The organism is Rothia aeria (assembly GCF_016726365.1).
In the GTDB taxonomy this organism is placed as follows: Bacteria; Actinomycetota; Actinomycetes; order Actinomycetales; family Micrococcaceae; genus Rothia; species Rothia aeria.
On sequence record NZ_CP068102.1, the window covers coordinates 1,568,305 to 1,584,894 of the forward strand.

Below are 16,590 nucleotides of genomic sequence, written 5' to 3' on the forward strand. Positions count from 1 at the left end.
AGATGGATGAAGAGAATAACGGCTCAACTGGCCTCATCATTGCTGGTGTCCTAGTCGTAGTACTAGCTATTATATTTGCTCCCGTCCTCGTAGTGATTATTATTTTTGGCAATAATCAGGCTGCACAAGCAGCATGCACGCCGGGGAAACCATCCGGCGAAACTGCTGTGCGCGGTGAGCCGAATAGTACCCCGCCACCCCCAGGTGAGAAAGGCCCGGATGGTCGTCCTGCTCCGTATTATGGTGTGATTCCGGTGGATTACGATGATAAGGGTGAGACTTCGGGTGTGGGTGGGTTGATCCCTCAGGAGTATGAGCAGGATGTTATTGATGCGTCGAAGGTGTCTGGTATTCCAACGTCGTGGATTGCTGCCCAGATTGAGGCTGAGTCACGGTGGAACGCGGGGTTAGGCCCGAATAAGGCGAATGCCTCTGGCCTCACGCAGTTCACGGCAGAGACCTGGGCGACGTATGGTCATGGTGCTTCGCAGAGTGATGGGCATGCGTCGATCCGGGCGATGGGTGAGTACTTACGAGACTTGAAGAAACAGCTGGAACCAACTATCCAGTCGTCGGGGCAGGACTGGAAAGACGTGGTGATGGCTGGGTATAACGCTGGTCCTGGTGGTCCTATGCAGTACGGGGGCATTCCCCCGTACGAGGAAACCCAGACGTATGTTAAACGAATTCATGTGCTGCATGATCATTTTTATAAGCGGGTGTACGGGGACGAAGTCGGCGGTAAGTCGGATGGTTCGGTTGATACCGCTCCAGTGCAGAACGCACCTGCTGGGTCTGGCGGCTCAAATTCGGGTAGCGGTTGCAGCGGCTACTCGGGTGGTTCGACCAGCGGTAATGATGATTATCCGTGGAAGGGGTACGCGGAAGGCCCTAACCCTATCACGGGTGCGTACTATGTGAACTGTACTGATTTTTCGTTGTGGCGGTTAAACCAGCAGGTGGGTGCGACCGATCCGCAGAAGCCGAAGTACACGAATAGTAATTTCGTCAATGGCAGGGTGCTCGGTAACGGTGGTGATTGGGCCGATACATGGCGCGCGAAGGGCTGGCCTGTGGATAATACCCCGGAGGTGGGGGCAATGGCTCATTTCTATGCGGGTGCCCCTGGTGCGTCTGCGACGTACGGTCATATTGCGGTTGTTAAAGAGGTTAAAGACGACGGTAAGACCGTGGTGATTGAGGAGTATAACGCTAATACTCCGCACGCGTATGGTACGCGTCAGCTGCCGGCGTCGAACATCAGTAATTATTTGCACATTCCTGATAGTGAGAAGAAGAAATAATGCGGAAAACATGTGTTGTTGGTGTGCTGGTGGCGGCTGTGTTCCTGGGTGGGTGTTCTTCTCAGGGGTCTAGTGGTTCTTCGGGGCAGCAGAGCTCTTCCTCACCGGCGGCTCCGGTGGTGGGGGCCTCAGGTAGTTCATCGGGTGCTGAGGATAATGACCGTTATGGTCATTATGGTGAGCCTGCGAATTCGCCGGGTCCGGGGGCTTATGCGGGGTGGAGTAAAGAAGAGCAGAAGACTGCGACTGAGTTCGCGGTCTCGTCCATGCGTATTTTTGCGATGAAAACGGATGCGAAGACGTGGCATCTTTATATGGATCCGCGGGTGACGGATGGGTATAAGAAGCAGTTGGAGCGTTATAACCCGCAGTATGGGTCGGTGAACACGGTGTATCAGGCGGTGTATACGGAGTTCCCACCGGATGCGAAGAAGGCTGTGGTGCGGGTTGAGACGGATGCTGGGGTGTGGGTGGTGCATCTTCAGCGGGAAGGGGCGGGGGAGGCTCCGAAGGTCGCGCTGATTGAGCCGTTGACGTTGAAGAAGGGGTAAGGTTATGCGTAATGCAGAGAAGTTTTCGGTACTGCTCTTATTTCTTATTTTGGCGGTGGGCGCGTGGTTAGCTGCCCGTGTGAGCGCGTTCTTCTCCACCGGTCAGTGGTACACAAACGTGCAGGATCTTGCGCGGGTGCTGGGTGAGCACGGTATAGGCGTAATGTTCTGGGTGGTTATTGTAGCTGCTTTAGTGGTCGGGTTTTTCGCGGCCGGTATCGTCATTAAACTGGACGATAAGTTCGGTGAGGGCGCACACCAGGGGAATAAAGCTGGACTGCCGCACATGGTAAAGTACGCGCAGGTAGCTAAGACCTTGGGGTATGAAGCTGCGGTAAAAAACGCGCGGCAGAAGGCAAAACTGTCGATGCCTCCAATATCTGCGGACCCTGCGGAATCAAAGCGTCAGATTGATGAATTTGTGGATCGTATGCCGGATTCCTGGCTGGTGACGGAGCTGGGCAAACTTGGGGGCAAAGTTACTTCTTCCGGGGGATCCAGTTCGTATAGCGGAGGTAAACCCGTTTACGGTGAGGCGAAAGAATCGAAGCTTGTACTGGCTCCAACTCAGGCCGGTAAAACCACCTCGATTGCCTCGAACCTGGTGCTGGACGCCCCCGGCGCTGTAATGGCAACATCCACAAAGTCTGACCTTTTAATGCTTACCGCGGTGGCCCGCGAACGTACAACGGGTGGGCAGGTATTAGTTTTTGATCTTGATAATACGTCAGGGTGGCCGCATCGGGTGATGTGGAATCCTGTTGCCGGGTGTGAAAACTTTGAGGTCGCACAGCGTCGTGCTCAGGCGTGGGCTGGTGCGCAGCCTATGGGCGGTACGAAGAACGGAGACTGGTTTAATTCTCAGGCGGGCGCTTTTCTCGCGAGGTTTTTGCATGTTGCTGCGGTCGCTGGGCGCAGTATTGAGGACGTGATGGTGTGGGCCGAGAATTTGAGGTCGGCCATCCCCCTGGAAATTGCACAGTCCTACTCCCACCATGTGAGCCCACAGGTTATTTCATTCCTGGAATCGAAGCTGGACTCACGGGCCGGTGAGACAATCGACTCGATCCAGCAGACACTTGCAGGGCTGCTGGAACCGTTGGCGGTAGAACGTATCCGTGAGCAGCTGGTGTGCGATTCGCGGCACGCCTTTAATATGCGGGATTTCTTGTCGGGACCGAACACCATATACCTGGTATCTGATACGGCGACGGGTGTTGAGGTTGGCCCACTGGTTTCGATGTTTGCCAATGAGCTGATCAACACGGCACGCGAACTATCCCAGGAGATGTACGGTGGTAGGCTGTGGCCGTGTTTCCGTGCGGTGCTGGATGAGGGCCCGAACCTCGCGGCATTCCCAAAGATGGATTCTATTATGTCGGATATTAACGGTCGTGGTGTTGAAGTAATTCTGATTGCGCAGTCGTTCTCTCAGCTGGTAGACCGTTGGGGTGAGCAAGGGGCAAAAACAATTTCTGGTAACTCGGTGGTGAAGTACTACCTGCCGGGCTTGGACGTAGAGACGCTGCGGCCGGTTTCTGAGGCACTGGGTAAATTCGACCGTAAACGGGTTTCTCGGTCGTATTCCGCAGGGCAGTACGGTAACTCCACCTCGTACTCTGTGGAAGAGAAATCGGTGATGGAGGCGGCGGCCATGACCCAGATCCCAGCGTTTACGGCTATGGTGCAGTATAAGAACTATAGGCCAATGCACCTGGGGCTAACCCCGTGGTGGACCCGTGCCGACGCTGGGGTGCTGAAAGAAGACCAGATGAGAGCGTATCAGCTGTGCGGGAAGATGCAGGCCCCCACCATGGATAACTGGGGTGTCACCTCTGACGGTACTGTGAACTACCGTTAGCAGGCGGTTACTGCTGCCCGAGAGCTTCTAGCTGCCGTATCTTAAACGGTAGGGTCTGGTGTAATCCTGGGCTGGGGCGCAGTAGGAGGTTGCTGGTCAAGCTCAGGCTACCCCCTGAAGGATAAACCCCAAAGACCGCGCACCCAACTACTCGTAAAGGAAAACACACCATGGAACTGCAAGAACTCGTTGAAAAAGCACGCCATACCAAAGTCCGTAAAAAACTCCTTGACCTAGAAATTTACCGTGCAGCTAAAACTCTCGCCGATGCCGGTGCTACCCCGCACGATTTCGCCCATGGGCTTGGTATCAGTAAATATGAGCTGCCCGATATGCTCAAAAAAGCAGAGCGTGTTGAGCCTATCCGTGCCGGGTTTAGCTCCGGTTCTCCGTATGAGATCTGTCAACGCTACTATGTTGGTGAACTTACCCGTGCTCAGGCGATTGATGAGCTTGTTCGTTGGGAGTACAAGCCTCAAGCTAAAGGTGAGGAGTGGGATCCTTGGGGTATGGAAGGAGGAGCACCTCGTGTCCGCGGATCCTGGGACGACCTCGACACCGCAGAAACCCATGAGCTCATTGATTACGACCTGACATTAGAAGTTTCTCGGACACGAGCCGCTCTACGCCGCGCCGCAGAAGGATAAACCCCAATGACCGACCGTATCACCGATACCCGTACCCATAAAGAAAATATTGATAAACTCTCCGTTCAAGGCGGACCATTCGACGCATGGGGACAAACAGCTCAACCAGCAGGTTAACTGCCACTGTGTGGTGTAGAACAGGGACCCGCGTATCGAAATACTGGCGGGTACTGCCCACAGTGTTCCACAGGATGTCAACCTCGTACTCTAGGTTTTCGGTCATTTGAAGTTTTTCTGGGCGCGGAACAACCTCTAATGAATAATCCTCCATGTTACGTCGTAATATTTCTTCCAGTATGCCTTCTACCAATCTGAGGCATTAAATAACAAGATAGATAAGATTAAATGTCTTTAAAGCCACAAATATTAAACAATATACGAGCTACGATCCATCGGATTGACTCCAGTCGGTATATTCAACAACAGATACGTGCCGGGCGGAAACCTGAGAGTTTTCGGAGTGAGGTACTCCTATCAGATGAAGAATTCGGAAGGTTTGTTAAGTACCCTCTGGAAGAGGTAAAACCTGGGTTTTCTGGAGCTAGTATTCGCGAGATCTGTGATCGATATGCTGCGGGTTTGTTTTCGAGGGATCAAGTAATTGATGAGCTGCAGCGTTGGCCGTATGAACCACGACAGACTCTCGGGTGGTTTTACGAGAATAACACGGATCTTTCCTCTGAATATTTGGAACTTGCGTATGATCGTGGGCTTATTAGCGAGGATATTTATGATGCTGTGTACGATAGTCTTCCTGAGGGATTAAGGTAGTTAATGAATAGTAGTATTCGCCCTGAAGTCCTACAGCATTTGATTAGGATGCAGGCCCCCACCATGGATAACTGGGGTGTCACCTCTGACGGTACTGTGAACTGCCGTTAGCAGGCGGTTACTGCTGCCTGAGAGCTTCTAGCTGCCGTATCTTAAACGGTGGGGTCTGGTGTAATCCTGGGCTGGGGCGCAGGCGGTAAGTCATGATGGTAGACCCACAATAAGCCCGCCACGTGTACAGGCTCAACAAGAGCCCATGTGCATGGTGGGCTTATACTGTGGGCTTCCCAACTACCTCTGATTTTGGGCGTTTACTTTATAGTCCCATCCTCGGGTGACGGTCATTGCGCTCGCGCCTGGGGTGGGGCTGCCTGTATTTTTGCGGCTCCTGCCGCTGCTGTGTGTTCTGTGAACGGTTCTGCTGGTGGGAAGGAGCCGTGTTTTTTACATCGTCTAGTTTTGAACGTAGCTGGTACCTGTTGTATGTATTTTTAGGTGCCTCAGAAGAACCTAGCGTGGGCGCATCGTCTGTCCTGCGGAGATTAGGGTCACCAGCATTATTCAGGGAAACACCCCTGCTCAAGCCGACCTCTCGTTGCAGGGGGACTTCGTGCCCCTGCGCGGAAACAGAAGGTGATATGGGTGTAATAGCTTTACCCAGCACAGCGGCTAACCTATCGTTCCTGCCGGTATCTTGGCTATAGAAACGCGCCTGTACGAACTCGTCACGCAAAGGATTTCCAGGGGCAAAAGCAGCGGTATCAATATGGTAACCAGCCTGCTGGGCGAGTTGGGAGAAAAACACGAACTGGCTGCGGGTGTTGCCTTCACGGAAACTGTGGACCACATTGATCTCGCCCCAGCTTTCAGCAAGTCCAGTAACAAACGTGTTCTGATCTAAACCTCGCAACAAGTTTTTTCGGGCCAGAAGGTCATATTGCGCGTGAGCAGCAGCAGTAAGATTAGGCCCCGCAGGGTAGTATGCGTGCCCGAGTTTGACCATGGGTCCATTGGTAGGGGCGGTGCGTTCTTGACCCGCCCAGTCATATACATCCTGAAAGATCGCGTGATGCACAGCTTTCATATGATTGTAATCAAAGTTGCCCTGAATAGGGTTATCATATAGGTTACGCATGCGCACCTTTGTAACCTGTTCCTCTAAAGATCGTAGTTTTTCTGGGTTGGGCTCCCCATAAGGATGTTCAGGGGTTGTAAACTTATTGCGCAGAGTATAGGTGAAGGGAATATAGTAGGCATACCATTCGGGGCTTGCTGCTTGCTCCTGAAGCCAACGCTGTTCCATAGTACTTACACTCCCTGAATTCGGTGTCGAATTTCTGCAATCGCTTCATCGGTTGTGATTTCACCGCGTGCTACACGTTCAAGTCGTTCAAGTTCTTCGGTGGTTGGAGGCGTGCAGCCTGCAAGATTGGCGGCTGCAACAGCGAAAGCGATACTTTCCTGTACTTCCTTTTCGGTGGGTTGCTGCTGAGTGGGTTTCTTCTCGGTCATTGTATCGTTCCTTTGTGAGCTGGTCGCAAAATATACATCTATATTATAAATAATATATTCAAATAAAACTAGTACATACTGTAGAGTGTCTAAAATGTTTTTAATATATTATTGTGCAATATTAATATTCTGAGATAGTGCTTAAGTATTTAGTAATCAACTCAAAAATCGGATATTAGAGATTATTTATATAGGGCTAACCCGCCCCTTGCGCAGTGACAAAGCAGGATATCTGCACTTTCCGGTATGTGGTGATTCATAATTCAATAATTAACTATTAACACGCGAGTAGATGCTGCCGTTCTCTAAGGATAAATGATTGATACCTCAAGAGAAAAAGATATTTATAGAAACGTATGGTTGTGCTAGTCGTTGGAGTGGACATCATGGTTGGTGCCCATGGAATCCTCCTGCCCAGTGGGCTTGTCGTATGGGAGTGGTACACGCCTACTGTCCCTCTTGACGGGTGTGGCCTGCATTCTATTGTTAAGAGCGCACGCACCTTCGAACCGCTACTTCTGCCCCTGCCGCTGTATGATAAGAGTGCGCGATCACCTTATGTGGAAAGGATGCGACCCCTGTCATGACTTCCGTGTTTAACCGCCGTACCGCCCTGGGTCTTCTGGGCGCAGGGTCTGCTGCGTTCTTAGCGGCCTGCGCCCCGCTAAGAAGCGTTAAGAAAAGTAGCGGCGATAGCAGCAGCAGTAGCAGTAGTAGCAGCAGCCCCAATTCACATTCTCCGGAGCCGTCTGAGGAGTCCGTGAGTCCTGCGGTCTCTACGTCATCGTCTTCATCAGCATCTTCGGAGCCTGCGAAGAGCTATAAAGGTGAGGCAAAACTAGAGAAATACGAAACCTCCGCAGGCACCTATGAGCCCGGCACCAGCGAGCATCCCCCGCGGAACGTGCCTAAACCCATTAAGCCAGCGAATATGAATGAAAACTCGGTGGCTGGTCTATACTCAACAATCGCCTTCTATGCCGCTTCGTTCCAGTATTTTGTGACAACGGGCGACCGGCAATACCTGGACCAGGTAAAGACTGATGAGGAAGAGGACCTGAGTGACTACGATGAGATGGCACAATATATCGCAGGCGGTGTCGCATGGTTTGAAAACCCCAAGATTGTTATTACTTTAACGACTGACCAGCCCACCAAGTCAGGCTCTAGTTACACATGGCCCTCTACGGTCGTTTTTGATTACGGTAAAAATGTTCATAACGCACAAGGCCAGACGGTTCCTGTGCCTTCTACAGGGGCTGAAAAGCCTCAAAAGGGGTATATGAAAGGGAAATACACTGGTGGCGTGTGGGAAGTTACCATCATGATCTATGATCTTTCAGATAACTCATAAAAAGAAATTTAAGGTAATAAAAACGAATTTTAGCTACAATAAAAGAGTCAAACATCCTGAATCTGGACAAATGAGATCGATAATATTGTGACTTCCGTATTTAACCGCCGTGCCGCGCTGAACTTTGCGGGTGCTGGATCTGCTGCAGCATTGTTGTCTGCCTGCACCCCTATAAGAACCGTTGTGAAGCATCAAGAGGCTGAGAGCAGCAGCGCATCGTCCAGTGCCTCCGCCGGTCCGGCAAGTTCGTCGTCTTCTGCAGCCTCTAATTCACCGTCCAGCTCGTCGTCGGTAGACCATAAAGGGGAAGTGAAGCTCGAAAGCTACGACACCTCTGCGGGAACCTACTCGCCAGCTACCCGCACCCAGCCAGCGAAGAACGTGCCCAAGCCCATCAAACCAAAGAACATGAACGAGAACTCTGAGGAAGGGTTCTACTCATCCTTGGCATTCATGGCAGCCTCAATGCAGTACCTCATGACCACTGGGGACTCCCAATACACTGAGCAGGTCAAACTTCACCCAGAGGAGAAGAAAAACTACGACATAATGGTTGAACAGTACTCGGTTCTGCAAACAGGCGAAGTCTGGTTTGAAGATCCCAAGTATGTCATCACCCTAGAAACATCCTCATCCAATAAATCAGGTAAATACTATCTATGGCCAGCAACCATCACAACCGCAGTAGGTACCTACCTAGTGACTGCCGGTCAAGTGCGCGATATGCCTGCTAATGAACGGAAAATTAGTAGCAAAGTTGTTATGCGTGGCGAGTATACAGGTGGTGTGTGGGAGCTTGCCGGTATTCAGGCCTTCTCTTCAACGGTGAAGCCCTAAGTCGCCCCTTGCACCGTGGTATGCGGAAAATTCTTGCCTGCGCAAAAAGCTGCAGCGCAGATGTGGGCTGGAAAACCCCCGCTCACCGTGGTGAAAGCTCAGTATGATGCTGAGGCTGGTTATTCCCAGCTGAAAGGAAACCTAACATGACATTCATAGTGAACCGCCGTGCCGCCTTCGGCTTTATAGGCGCTGGCTCCCTTACGTTTTTAACCGCCTGCAGCGGGTTAAATATAAACTCTTCTACCTCAGATATTTCTGATGATGATCAGAAAAAAGAGCCCGAGAAAGACTATAGAGGTGAGGTAAAACTCGAAAGCTACGACACCTCTGCGGGAACCTACAGGCCAGCTACCCGCACCCAGCCACCAAAGAACGTGCCCAAACCTGTTAAGCCTGATAATATTCGTGAGGAGTCAGTGGCGGGCCTCTATTCGTCTCTTGCGTTCATGATAGCGTCGCTACAGTATCTTTTCGCTACGGGAGACGACCAGTATTTTGAGCAGTCAGACCTCAGTGATGAAGACAAACGGGACATTACTAAGGATAGTTCTGCCGGGGATATGTACAGGGCGTTTAGGGAGGGGCAGGCGTGGCTCGGCAACCCCACCTTTACGGCTGTTCTGGAAGAACCCCAGCCTACTAAACGTGATGACACCTACCATTGGCCAGTTACATTCACCTCTGACCTTGGGGAATATATAGTAGCTCTCGGAAAAGTGCAGGAGTTCAAGGAGGCAGAACGGAAGCACACGTATAAGGGTGAGCTTACTGCCAAATATTCGGATGGTGCGTGGCGTCTTAGTGACATCAGCTCTCAGTCACCGGGTGCATCAGCCAGTGCCTCACCCAGCAGTTCAATCTAGGCGGTTACCTGCGTCTGCCTCAAAGGCACTTAGCTGGTGCCGCGCCGCCGAAGTGTCGGGGTACGCACCATGACTGGCTCAAAGAAGTAACAGGGGTGCCCCAGATGGTTAGCCATCTGGGGCACCCCTGTATCACGGGCCGGAACCTGCTCCGGCGGTTCGCGTTAGTTGGCAGGTTACAGGTAGGCGCGGGCCGGGTCGATAACGTCCCGCGGGGTGCGTGCGGCGCCCGGCAGCGGCGAACCCACGGCCTTAAACACCCAGTCGTTCCCGTCCCGGCTAATGGAGGCGACCATCAGGCCCGTGTGCGAGCCTTTCTGCGTCATCTCAAAACGGGCCAGCTCCTGCCGGTTTTCCACGTTTTCGACGCGCACAAACGCGTTCTCAATACCGCTGAACTGATCACCCGAATATGAGGTGATCACCAGCGCCAGGGTGTTGATGCGGGCATCCACCCCGGGCAGGTTAATGTCTATAACCTCGTCATCGCCATCACCGGCACCGGTGAGGTTATCACCGTGGTGAATGATTGAGCCGTTTGCGGCACGCAACGACCCGTAAAACACGGCCTCAACCATTTGCCCCGAGGCATCATAGGCCAGCACCGAGGCGTCCAGGTCCACGGCCTTCTCCTTGGTGCGCCCAAAGAAGCCCTTCACCTTGATCGGGTCCCAGCCCAGCCCCAGGCGTACCTGGGTGAGGCCGCTATCTTTTGACAGGTTAATCTTTTGGCCTTTTGAAAGGTTAATGGCCATAATTTCTCTACCCTTCTACATCGTTGTACGTTAGTTGTCATGCCGCGCCGGGTGACAGCACCCACCCCAGTGGGGCGGCCACCCGGCAGCGGTTACGGACACGCTCACAGGGCGGCCTAATCGGTTGAGCTTCCCGAGGCTACAGGTTCTTTGGCGTCCCCATCATTCTCGGCGGCTTCGGCACGGTTAGCGCGGCGGGATGAGATGACCGAACCCGCAATGAACACGATGCCGGATAAACCGATCACATAATCCGGGATATCCCATTTCAGGGTCGCTATCAGCATGAGCGCCAGGACACCGATCGCCCAGTGCGCGCCGTGATCCAGGTAGCGCAGCTCCTGCAGGGTGCCTTTCTCAACCAGGTAGATCGTCATTGAACGAACGAACAGGGCGCCCACACCCAGGCCGATCGCAATAATAATCGGGTCGGAAGTCACCGCGAACGCGCCCAGCACCCCGTCGAAGCTGAATGACGCATCCAGCACCTCCAGGAAGATGAACATGGAGAACGCGGCCTTACCCGTGAGCATGGCGACCTCCGACAGGGACTCTTCCTGAGCCTCATTGCGGTCTTCCATGAACGTCGCTAGACCGTTCGTCGCCAGGAACGTGAGCATACCCAGCAGCCCGGAGAGCAGGATCGTGTACTGTTCATGGTGCTCGGCCCCGAACAATTGTGCGGCCGCCAACAGGATCGCACCCGAAACCAGCACCGGCATTGAGTCGAAATGCCCCGCCTTAGCCAGCGGCCTCTCAATGACCGCCAGCCAGTGCACATCCTTACCTGCCTCGAACAGGAATGAGAGGAACAGCATCAGCAGGAACATGCCGCCGAAAGAGGCGATCGTGTGATGCGCAGATTCCAGAATGTAGCCGTAAGTGCCGGGGGTGTGCGGGTCGCCGCGCTCCATGGCTAGGTTCCACGCTTCGACCGGTCCCACGTTACCAGCCAGGCATACGATCAGGAACGGGAACACCAGACGCATTCCGAATACCGCCACGAGCACGCCTACGGTCAGGAAGATACGGCGCCAGGCGTGCGACATCTTGTTCAGGTATTTTGCGTTCACGCCCGCGTTATCGAACGAGAACACGATCTCAAGCACGATCAGGATCGCGGCTGAAACCATGCCCGAAACACCGCCGTAGAACATCGCCACAACGAGTGCCGCGAGGGTGATGAGCAGGTCATATTTGAAGAATTTCAACAATGCCATTGACTAAAAGCTCTCCTTATAGAGCGTGTGTGTGCTGTCTAGAGGGTTCTAGACGGTAAAACCGTAGGAGGTGAGCAGGTGCGGCAGGCCACCGGTGAAGGGGTCTTCCACAGCCTTGAAACGCCACTCGCCATTATGGCGGTACACCACAGCGAACAGCACCGCCGGTGCGGCCGAGCAGTCTTCGGACAGGTCGTAGCGGGCGATCTCTTCGTTGGTGTCGTCATTAATCAGGCGCACGTAGGCGTTGCGCACCACACCGAAGTTCTTGCCGGTCTTCTCACCCTCGTAAATAGAGGCGAGGATGTGCACACGCTGAATCTGCGGGTCCACCTTCTCCAGGTTCACGATAATCGTCTCGTCGTCGCCTTCGGCGTCACCCGTGCGGTTATCACCGGTGTGCACGATCGCCCCGTCCGCGCTGGTGGGGTTATTGAAGAAGATCAGGGAGGCGTCATCGAAAATGATCTTGTCATTCTCATCGGTGAGCATGACCGAGGCGTCCAGGTCGTACGCTTCCCCAGCAATTGACAGGTCCCAGCCGAGACCGATGGTGAGGTTCTTCAGGCCGGGGGCCTCCTTGGTGAGGTTAATGGGGTTGCCTTTGGTGAGCTTAATAGCAGCCATGTACCTTTCCTTATCTCTTGTCTATTTATGGTGGTTATTTCTAGCCAATAATGGCTATTGCGAGCGTAGCGTACCCACTCTCGCTTAATACTAGCGCGCCCCTGCCCAGGGTTCGGGTAAACCCTAGGCTGGTGTTGGCCAGTATAAGATTTTCTCCGCCCACAACCAGCGAACGCAGCTGCGTGAGCGCCCGCGGCGGTATGCTCAGCACCGTGCAGTCGGTGTTGAGAGTGATCCTGGTGACCGTATCAATGGGTTCGGGCCGTGAAGGCTCAGGGTAGTCGATGGTGGCGCCGTCCCAGGTGAGCAGGGTTGCGTGCAGGTTCGTGCCGGTGATGCTCACCCCGCCGATTCCGGACTGTACCGCATCAAGTATGAAGGCCCGTTCTTCCTGCGCCGCTTCGGTGATATTCGGGGCGGACCCCCACCAGTGCGGTTCGGGGTCTGGTGTAGGGCTGGCGGTTACGGTCGTGGATGTTTCGGTGGTTTCGGCCCCGGAGGGTGCCCCCGATATTTGGCTGTTGGGCTCTGCGGGGGTGTAGGTGGCGGTGCGGCGCGCGGGTTTACGCATATCTGGCGGGGCCACCTGCTGCCCTTCGCTATTCGACCCGCCGGGTTTGACGACTGAGGGGGCCTGCACGCGACGCCCGCCGCCACCGGGCTGTGCCGCCGGTGTGGGGGAACTGTGCCGGGTGTTTTGGGTGGCGGCCGGGGCTGTTCGCTGGGGTGCGTGGGCCGCCGCGCTGCCCGTGGTGGCAGGGGCGCTGCCGCCGTGGTCACGAGTATTCTGTGGCGCCGGGTCGGCCAGGTACGCCGTTAAGAAGCTGTAGCGGCTCACAACCCGAACCCCCGCAGCATCGCTGGAACATCTGCCCATTCGTCACACACCGCACGCACCTTCCAGTCCCCACGGTGCCGGTACACCTGCATGAGGCGCACCGCCGCGCTGCGGCCCACCTGCGCCAGGGGCGCACGGAACATGGTGGCTCCTGTGGCCGGGTTAATGACGCGGGCCCGTATGCCGCTGGCACGGTTAAGCCGTATTGAGCTTTCCCCGTTAATGAAAAGCACCACCTCCAGCGAGTCCACATCCGCCGGAACCTCCGGTAAATGTATGCCGAACTGTGCCTTGTCGTCGCCCATGAGCTCGCGGCGGTGCACACTGGCGGAGCTGTCAAGCACCTGGTGCGCGAATACGAAGTCGCGGCGGTTCACCAGGCGCCCGCCCGCTGTGAGCAGCACCCCGGCTTCCAAGCATTCACGCAGCAGCGGTTCGTCGGTGCGCCACCGCAGCCCCACCAGGATATTGTGCACCTCGGGGGCGGCCTGGGTCAGGTTCACGTTCTGCCCGATGCTCAGTTCCATCACGTTACCGCCCCCATCATGCCACCATGCGCTTACGCATAAACAGGGTGTGTGTCTCAAGGTCCATGCTGTGCCCGGCCCGCACCAGGTTCAGGGCGGTGGAGAACTCGCGGTTCGCCTCCGTGAGCGCCTGCACCAGCTCGGTGGTTTGCGTCTCGGTGGGGGAGTGGGTGCGTGTATAGGCGGTGAAAAGGTTCGGCAGGTAGGTGCTTAGCGCCGTCTGCAGGGTGTACGAGGTTGTTTCCGGCAGTGCCCGGTGCGTGTTAGCCCCCGCCTCATCCGTGATCTTCCGGTAGGTCTCGACCATCTCAAACGCTGGAAAGAGCGCCCGAGGCGGTACCGTGTCAGCGAACTGCCCCAGGCGTATGCTGGCCTCCGCGATCACCTCGGCGGGTGTGGGCTCGTGTACCTGCGGGTACGCCTGTGCGTTACCGGCCTGGGCGGTATGCTCGCCCACCCCCGCCCCGGGTGGGGCTGGCTGCTGCCCGGGATGGGGTGCGGGGTGTGTGTCCTGAACCCCAAGAAACCATTTAAGGAAGCTCATTGGCGCTAGTTCCCGGTGATGGCGCGGGCAGAACCGCCGCCGGTGATAGCGTTCTCTTCGGCGTTGCTGCGTTCGACGCGGCGCATCGAGTCGGCGGTGAGCTCCCGCAGCATCTGGTTTGACTGGGCGAACGCATCCACCGCCCCCTGCCTGAAGGAGGAAATTTCATCAAGAGCGGCCAGCACCTTGCCGTGCGCCTGCTCCAGCACCTGCGGGTCGATTGCGGGCTGGGACGCCATCTGCTGGATGCGCGTAGCCTGCGAGGACAGCATCTCGGCGTTGCGCGTGATCGCGTTCTCCGTGGTTTGTTTCAAGGCACCAAGCTGCTGCAGCACCGCCTCCTGCATGCCCAAAGAGCGGGCAATGTAGGCGGTCATCTTGTACGCCCACAGGGTGGTGTCTTCGGCGCGGCGGATACCGCGAATCAGCTCTTTACCGTTGCTGGAGACAACGTCACTGGTCAGGTACGCCTGCCCGGCAATTTCAAGCTTCGTGAGCAGGTCGCTGATGCGCTGCTCGGTCACGTACAGCACCTTCTCGGTGTAAATGCGCGCGGTCTCTTCATCCCCTTCAAGGCGGGTCTCTTCGGCGGCGGCACGCACCATATCGGCGAACTGCTGAAGCACCGCAACTTTCTCGTTCAAATCCCGCATGCCTTCCTGCAGGCGTTCACGCAGTTTCACCAGTTCCGCCTGCTGCATCACCAGGGCGTCCGTGGACTTTTTAAGTTTTTTGCTGATGCCCTCAATATTGCGGTTGACGGTGGCGTACTGGTAGAAGAACGCCTCCATCTTGTTTTTGCCGCGCCCCAGCAGGCGTTTTGCCAGGCCGCGCTTGCCGGGGGTGCCGTCAATTGCGCTGTAATCCAGGGAGTTGATCTGCGCGCGCAGTTCAGCCAAGTTTTTCGAGGCTTTCGTCTGCGGCGACTCGGGGGCGAGCTCAAGCTCCTGCATGTTCAGCAGCCGCTGGGTGATTACGTCAATACCGTTGAACGTGTCGGCACCGTACACCGAGATCGTGTTCTCAAGGGTGTCAAGCAGCGTGGGAGACTTCAGGTCGGTGTTATTCAGCGCTATTGCCAGCTCATCAGCGCCGTTACTCACCGTGGCTGCCTCGGGTGCGCGGGTCTCTTTTTTCACCAAATCCAGGGTGCCTTGGGTGCCCAGTCTAGCCGGGGCCTGGGTAACGGTTGGGGGTGCACCGAACTGTGGTTCGGAGGCGGGAATGTCAGACACTGGACACCCTTTCTGTAGCGCACTAATAGTCACGGTGAAGCCGCCAATACGTACCGTGCACGGTTATTCGGGTGCCGCACACCTGTACGGAGGCAACGTATTCTATTGTACGGAAAGAACCTGAATAGTCGCGCAAAAGTGGCCCGGACAGCGCGGCGCGAAGCGTTTTAGCGCTGCTTTAACACAATATTCAGGGTTAATGTTTGAGCCGACGAGCAGTACACCAGCAACTAAACCTCCACCCGTTTTCGGCCCTCTCAGATGAGCCCAGGACGATCAGCTTTCAGGCCCAGGCGCCAGCCGCCAGAGATGAAATACTTGCCAAAATAACAAGCAACACCGTGGTTAAGCCGTTAAACTAGATACCTCCATACAGATAAACTAATATGGCAATCACCAATCATTGAGGATGACACACTATGACAACTTCCGCCTATACCCGCCGCACCGCACTCATGACCGTGGGTATGGCAGCCGCTACCGCGCTCACAGGATGCGCCTCCACACTGGTGCCTGCCACCACACAAACAATAGAGGAAGGGGCAGCCAGCTCCTCAAGCTCTGAACGCACCGACTTTAGCGGCGAAGCGAAAATCGAGAACTACGACACCTCCGCGGGAACCTACGAACCCGCCACCCGGGAACACCGCGCCAAAAACGTCCCCAAACCTATTCTTCCCGAAGAAGCGAATAAGAATAGTGTGGCCGGACTCCACGCTAATATTGCCTACTTGGCTGCCGCCTACATCTACGGGTTCAACAGCGGCGACGCGGAATGTGTTGGAAAAAGCGCATTAAGCAGCGAAGATAAAGCCTCTCTGACAAGAGCTATAGGCCGTGTGAGTGGCTCCACCTGGCTTGCTGACCCCACACTGATCATTAGTCTTAAAGAGGCTACACCCCGGCAAGACGGCGATACCTACACGTGGCCAGCCCTGCTCACTCTTAAAATCGGCCCCTTCCGGGTGAAGAATCGTTCAGTGGAAGAAGTCCCAGAATCAGAACGGTCACATGAGTTCCCCATGGATATTGTTGCCCGGTACAAGGACGAGCGGTGGGTCTTTGATACCCTGCCCAACGACAGCTCCTCATCGCCCGGTGCAGGGGGCACCTCCCGCATCTAGGGTGCCAGCACAAGGCT

Annotated in this window: 17 protein-coding genes; 8 read left to right on the forward strand and 9 right to left on the reverse strand. The window is 55.2% G+C overall.

Translation table 11 applies throughout. From position 1 onward, the window contains the following. The first annotated feature begins 2 nt into the window (after positions 1-2). The 4 genes from I6I94_RS11545 (at position 3) to I6I94_RS06710 (ending at position 4,363) form a co-directional block, all read left to right on the forward strand. Positions 3-1,304, forward strand: a complete 1,302-nt coding sequence (locus I6I94_RS11545) for a CHAP domain-containing protein (RefSeq protein WP_128087204.1) — start codon at positions 3-5, stop codon at positions 1,302-1,304. Further along, positions 1,304-1,855, forward strand: coding sequence for a hypothetical protein (locus I6I94_RS06700; protein ID WP_128087203.1), 552 nt, complete (start codon positions 1,304-1,306; stop codon positions 1,853-1,855). Before I6I94_RS11545 ends, I6I94_RS06700 begins: the two co-directional genes overlap by 1 nt. Positions 1,856-1,859: 4 nt before the next feature. Then, positions 1,860-3,716: a type IV secretory system conjugative DNA transfer family protein gene (locus tag I6I94_RS06705; RefSeq protein ID WP_128087202.1), complete on the forward strand. Its 1,857-nt coding sequence runs from the start codon at positions 1,860-1,862 to the stop codon at positions 3,714-3,716. Between the two features lie 170 nt (positions 3,717-3,886). Then, positions 3,887-4,363: a hypothetical protein gene (locus I6I94_RS06710; RefSeq protein WP_052029801.1), complete on the forward strand. Its 477-nt coding sequence runs from the start codon at positions 3,887-3,889 to the stop codon at positions 4,361-4,363. A gap of 1,087 nt (positions 4,364-5,450) precedes the next feature. Here the strand turns inward: I6I94_RS06710 and I6I94_RS06715 are convergent. After that, entirely contained in the window at positions 5,451-6,437 is a 987-nt protein-coding gene (locus I6I94_RS06715; protein WP_128087201.1) for a Fic/DOC family protein, read from the reverse strand. A gap of 5 nt (positions 6,438-6,442) precedes the next feature. Beyond that, on the reverse strand, positions 6,443-6,646 hold the full coding sequence (locus I6I94_RS06720) for an antitoxin VbhA family protein (RefSeq protein ID WP_128087200.1): 204 nt from the start codon (positions 6,644-6,646) through the stop codon (positions 6,443-6,445). A 583-nt stretch (positions 6,647-7,229) separates the two neighbouring features. On the opposite strand from I6I94_RS06720, the gene I6I94_RS06725 reads away from it, so the two are divergent. From I6I94_RS06725 to I6I94_RS06735, 3 genes are all read left to right on the forward strand, one after another. Further along, positions 7,230-8,000 (forward strand): DUF6318 family protein, encoded by a 771-nt coding sequence (locus I6I94_RS06725; RefSeq protein ID WP_201620535.1) that lies wholly within the window; start codon positions 7,230-7,232, stop codon positions 7,998-8,000. A gap of 87 nt (positions 8,001-8,087) precedes the next feature. After that, entirely contained in the window at positions 8,088-8,837 is a 750-nt protein-coding gene (locus I6I94_RS06730; protein ID WP_128087198.1) for a DUF6318 family protein, read from the forward strand. 146 nt (positions 8,838-8,983) lie between these two features. Then, positions 8,984-9,703 carry a DUF6318 family protein gene (locus I6I94_RS06735; RefSeq protein ID WP_201620536.1) on the forward strand — a complete coding sequence of 240 codons (720 nt, stop codon included), beginning with the start codon at positions 8,984-8,986 and terminating at the stop codon, positions 9,701-9,703. A gap of 176 nt (positions 9,704-9,879) precedes the next feature. On the opposite strand, the gene I6I94_RS06740 is transcribed toward I6I94_RS06735, so the two are convergent. From I6I94_RS06740 to I6I94_RS06770, 7 genes are all read right to left on the reverse strand, one after another. After that, entirely contained in the window at positions 9,880-10,458 is a 579-nt protein-coding gene (locus I6I94_RS06740) for a TerD family protein (RefSeq protein ID WP_128087196.1), read from the reverse strand. Positions 10,459-10,574: 116 nt separating this feature from the next. Next, positions 10,575-11,678, reverse strand: a complete 1,104-nt coding sequence (locus I6I94_RS06745; RefSeq protein ID WP_128087195.1) for a DUF475 domain-containing protein — start codon at positions 11,676-11,678, stop codon at positions 10,575-10,577. Positions 11,679-11,726: 48 nt separating this feature from the next. Next, entirely contained in the window at positions 11,727-12,305 is a 579-nt protein-coding gene (locus I6I94_RS06750) for a TerD family protein (protein ID WP_023133111.1), read from the reverse strand. 40 nt (positions 12,306-12,345) lie between these two features. Then, positions 12,346-13,143 (reverse strand): hypothetical protein, encoded by a 798-nt coding sequence (locus tag I6I94_RS06755; RefSeq protein WP_128087194.1) that lies wholly within the window; start codon positions 13,141-13,143, stop codon positions 12,346-12,348. Beyond that, positions 13,140-13,670, reverse strand: coding sequence for a TerD family protein (locus I6I94_RS06760; RefSeq protein ID WP_128088164.1), 531 nt, complete (start codon positions 13,668-13,670; stop codon positions 13,140-13,142). Before I6I94_RS06760 ends, I6I94_RS06755 begins: the two co-directional genes overlap by 4 nt. 16 nt (positions 13,671-13,686) lie before the next feature. Next, complete coding sequence (locus I6I94_RS06765) at positions 13,687-14,214, reverse strand: hypothetical protein (protein ID WP_128087193.1); 528 nt, start codon at positions 14,212-14,214, stop codon at positions 13,687-13,689. 5 nt (positions 14,215-14,219) lie between these two features. Further along, on the reverse strand, positions 14,220-15,449 hold the full coding sequence (locus tag I6I94_RS06770; protein ID WP_201620537.1) for a toxic anion resistance protein: 1,230 nt from the start codon (positions 15,447-15,449) through the stop codon (positions 14,220-14,222). Positions 15,450-15,868: 419 nt separating this feature from the next. On the opposite strand from I6I94_RS06770, the gene I6I94_RS06775 reads away from it, so the two are divergent. Continuing rightward, a complete protein-coding gene (locus I6I94_RS06775) occupies positions 15,869-16,573 on the forward strand; it encodes a DUF6318 family protein (protein WP_128087192.1) in 705 nt (234 codons plus the stop codon). Positions 16,574-16,590 lie beyond the last annotated feature (17 nt).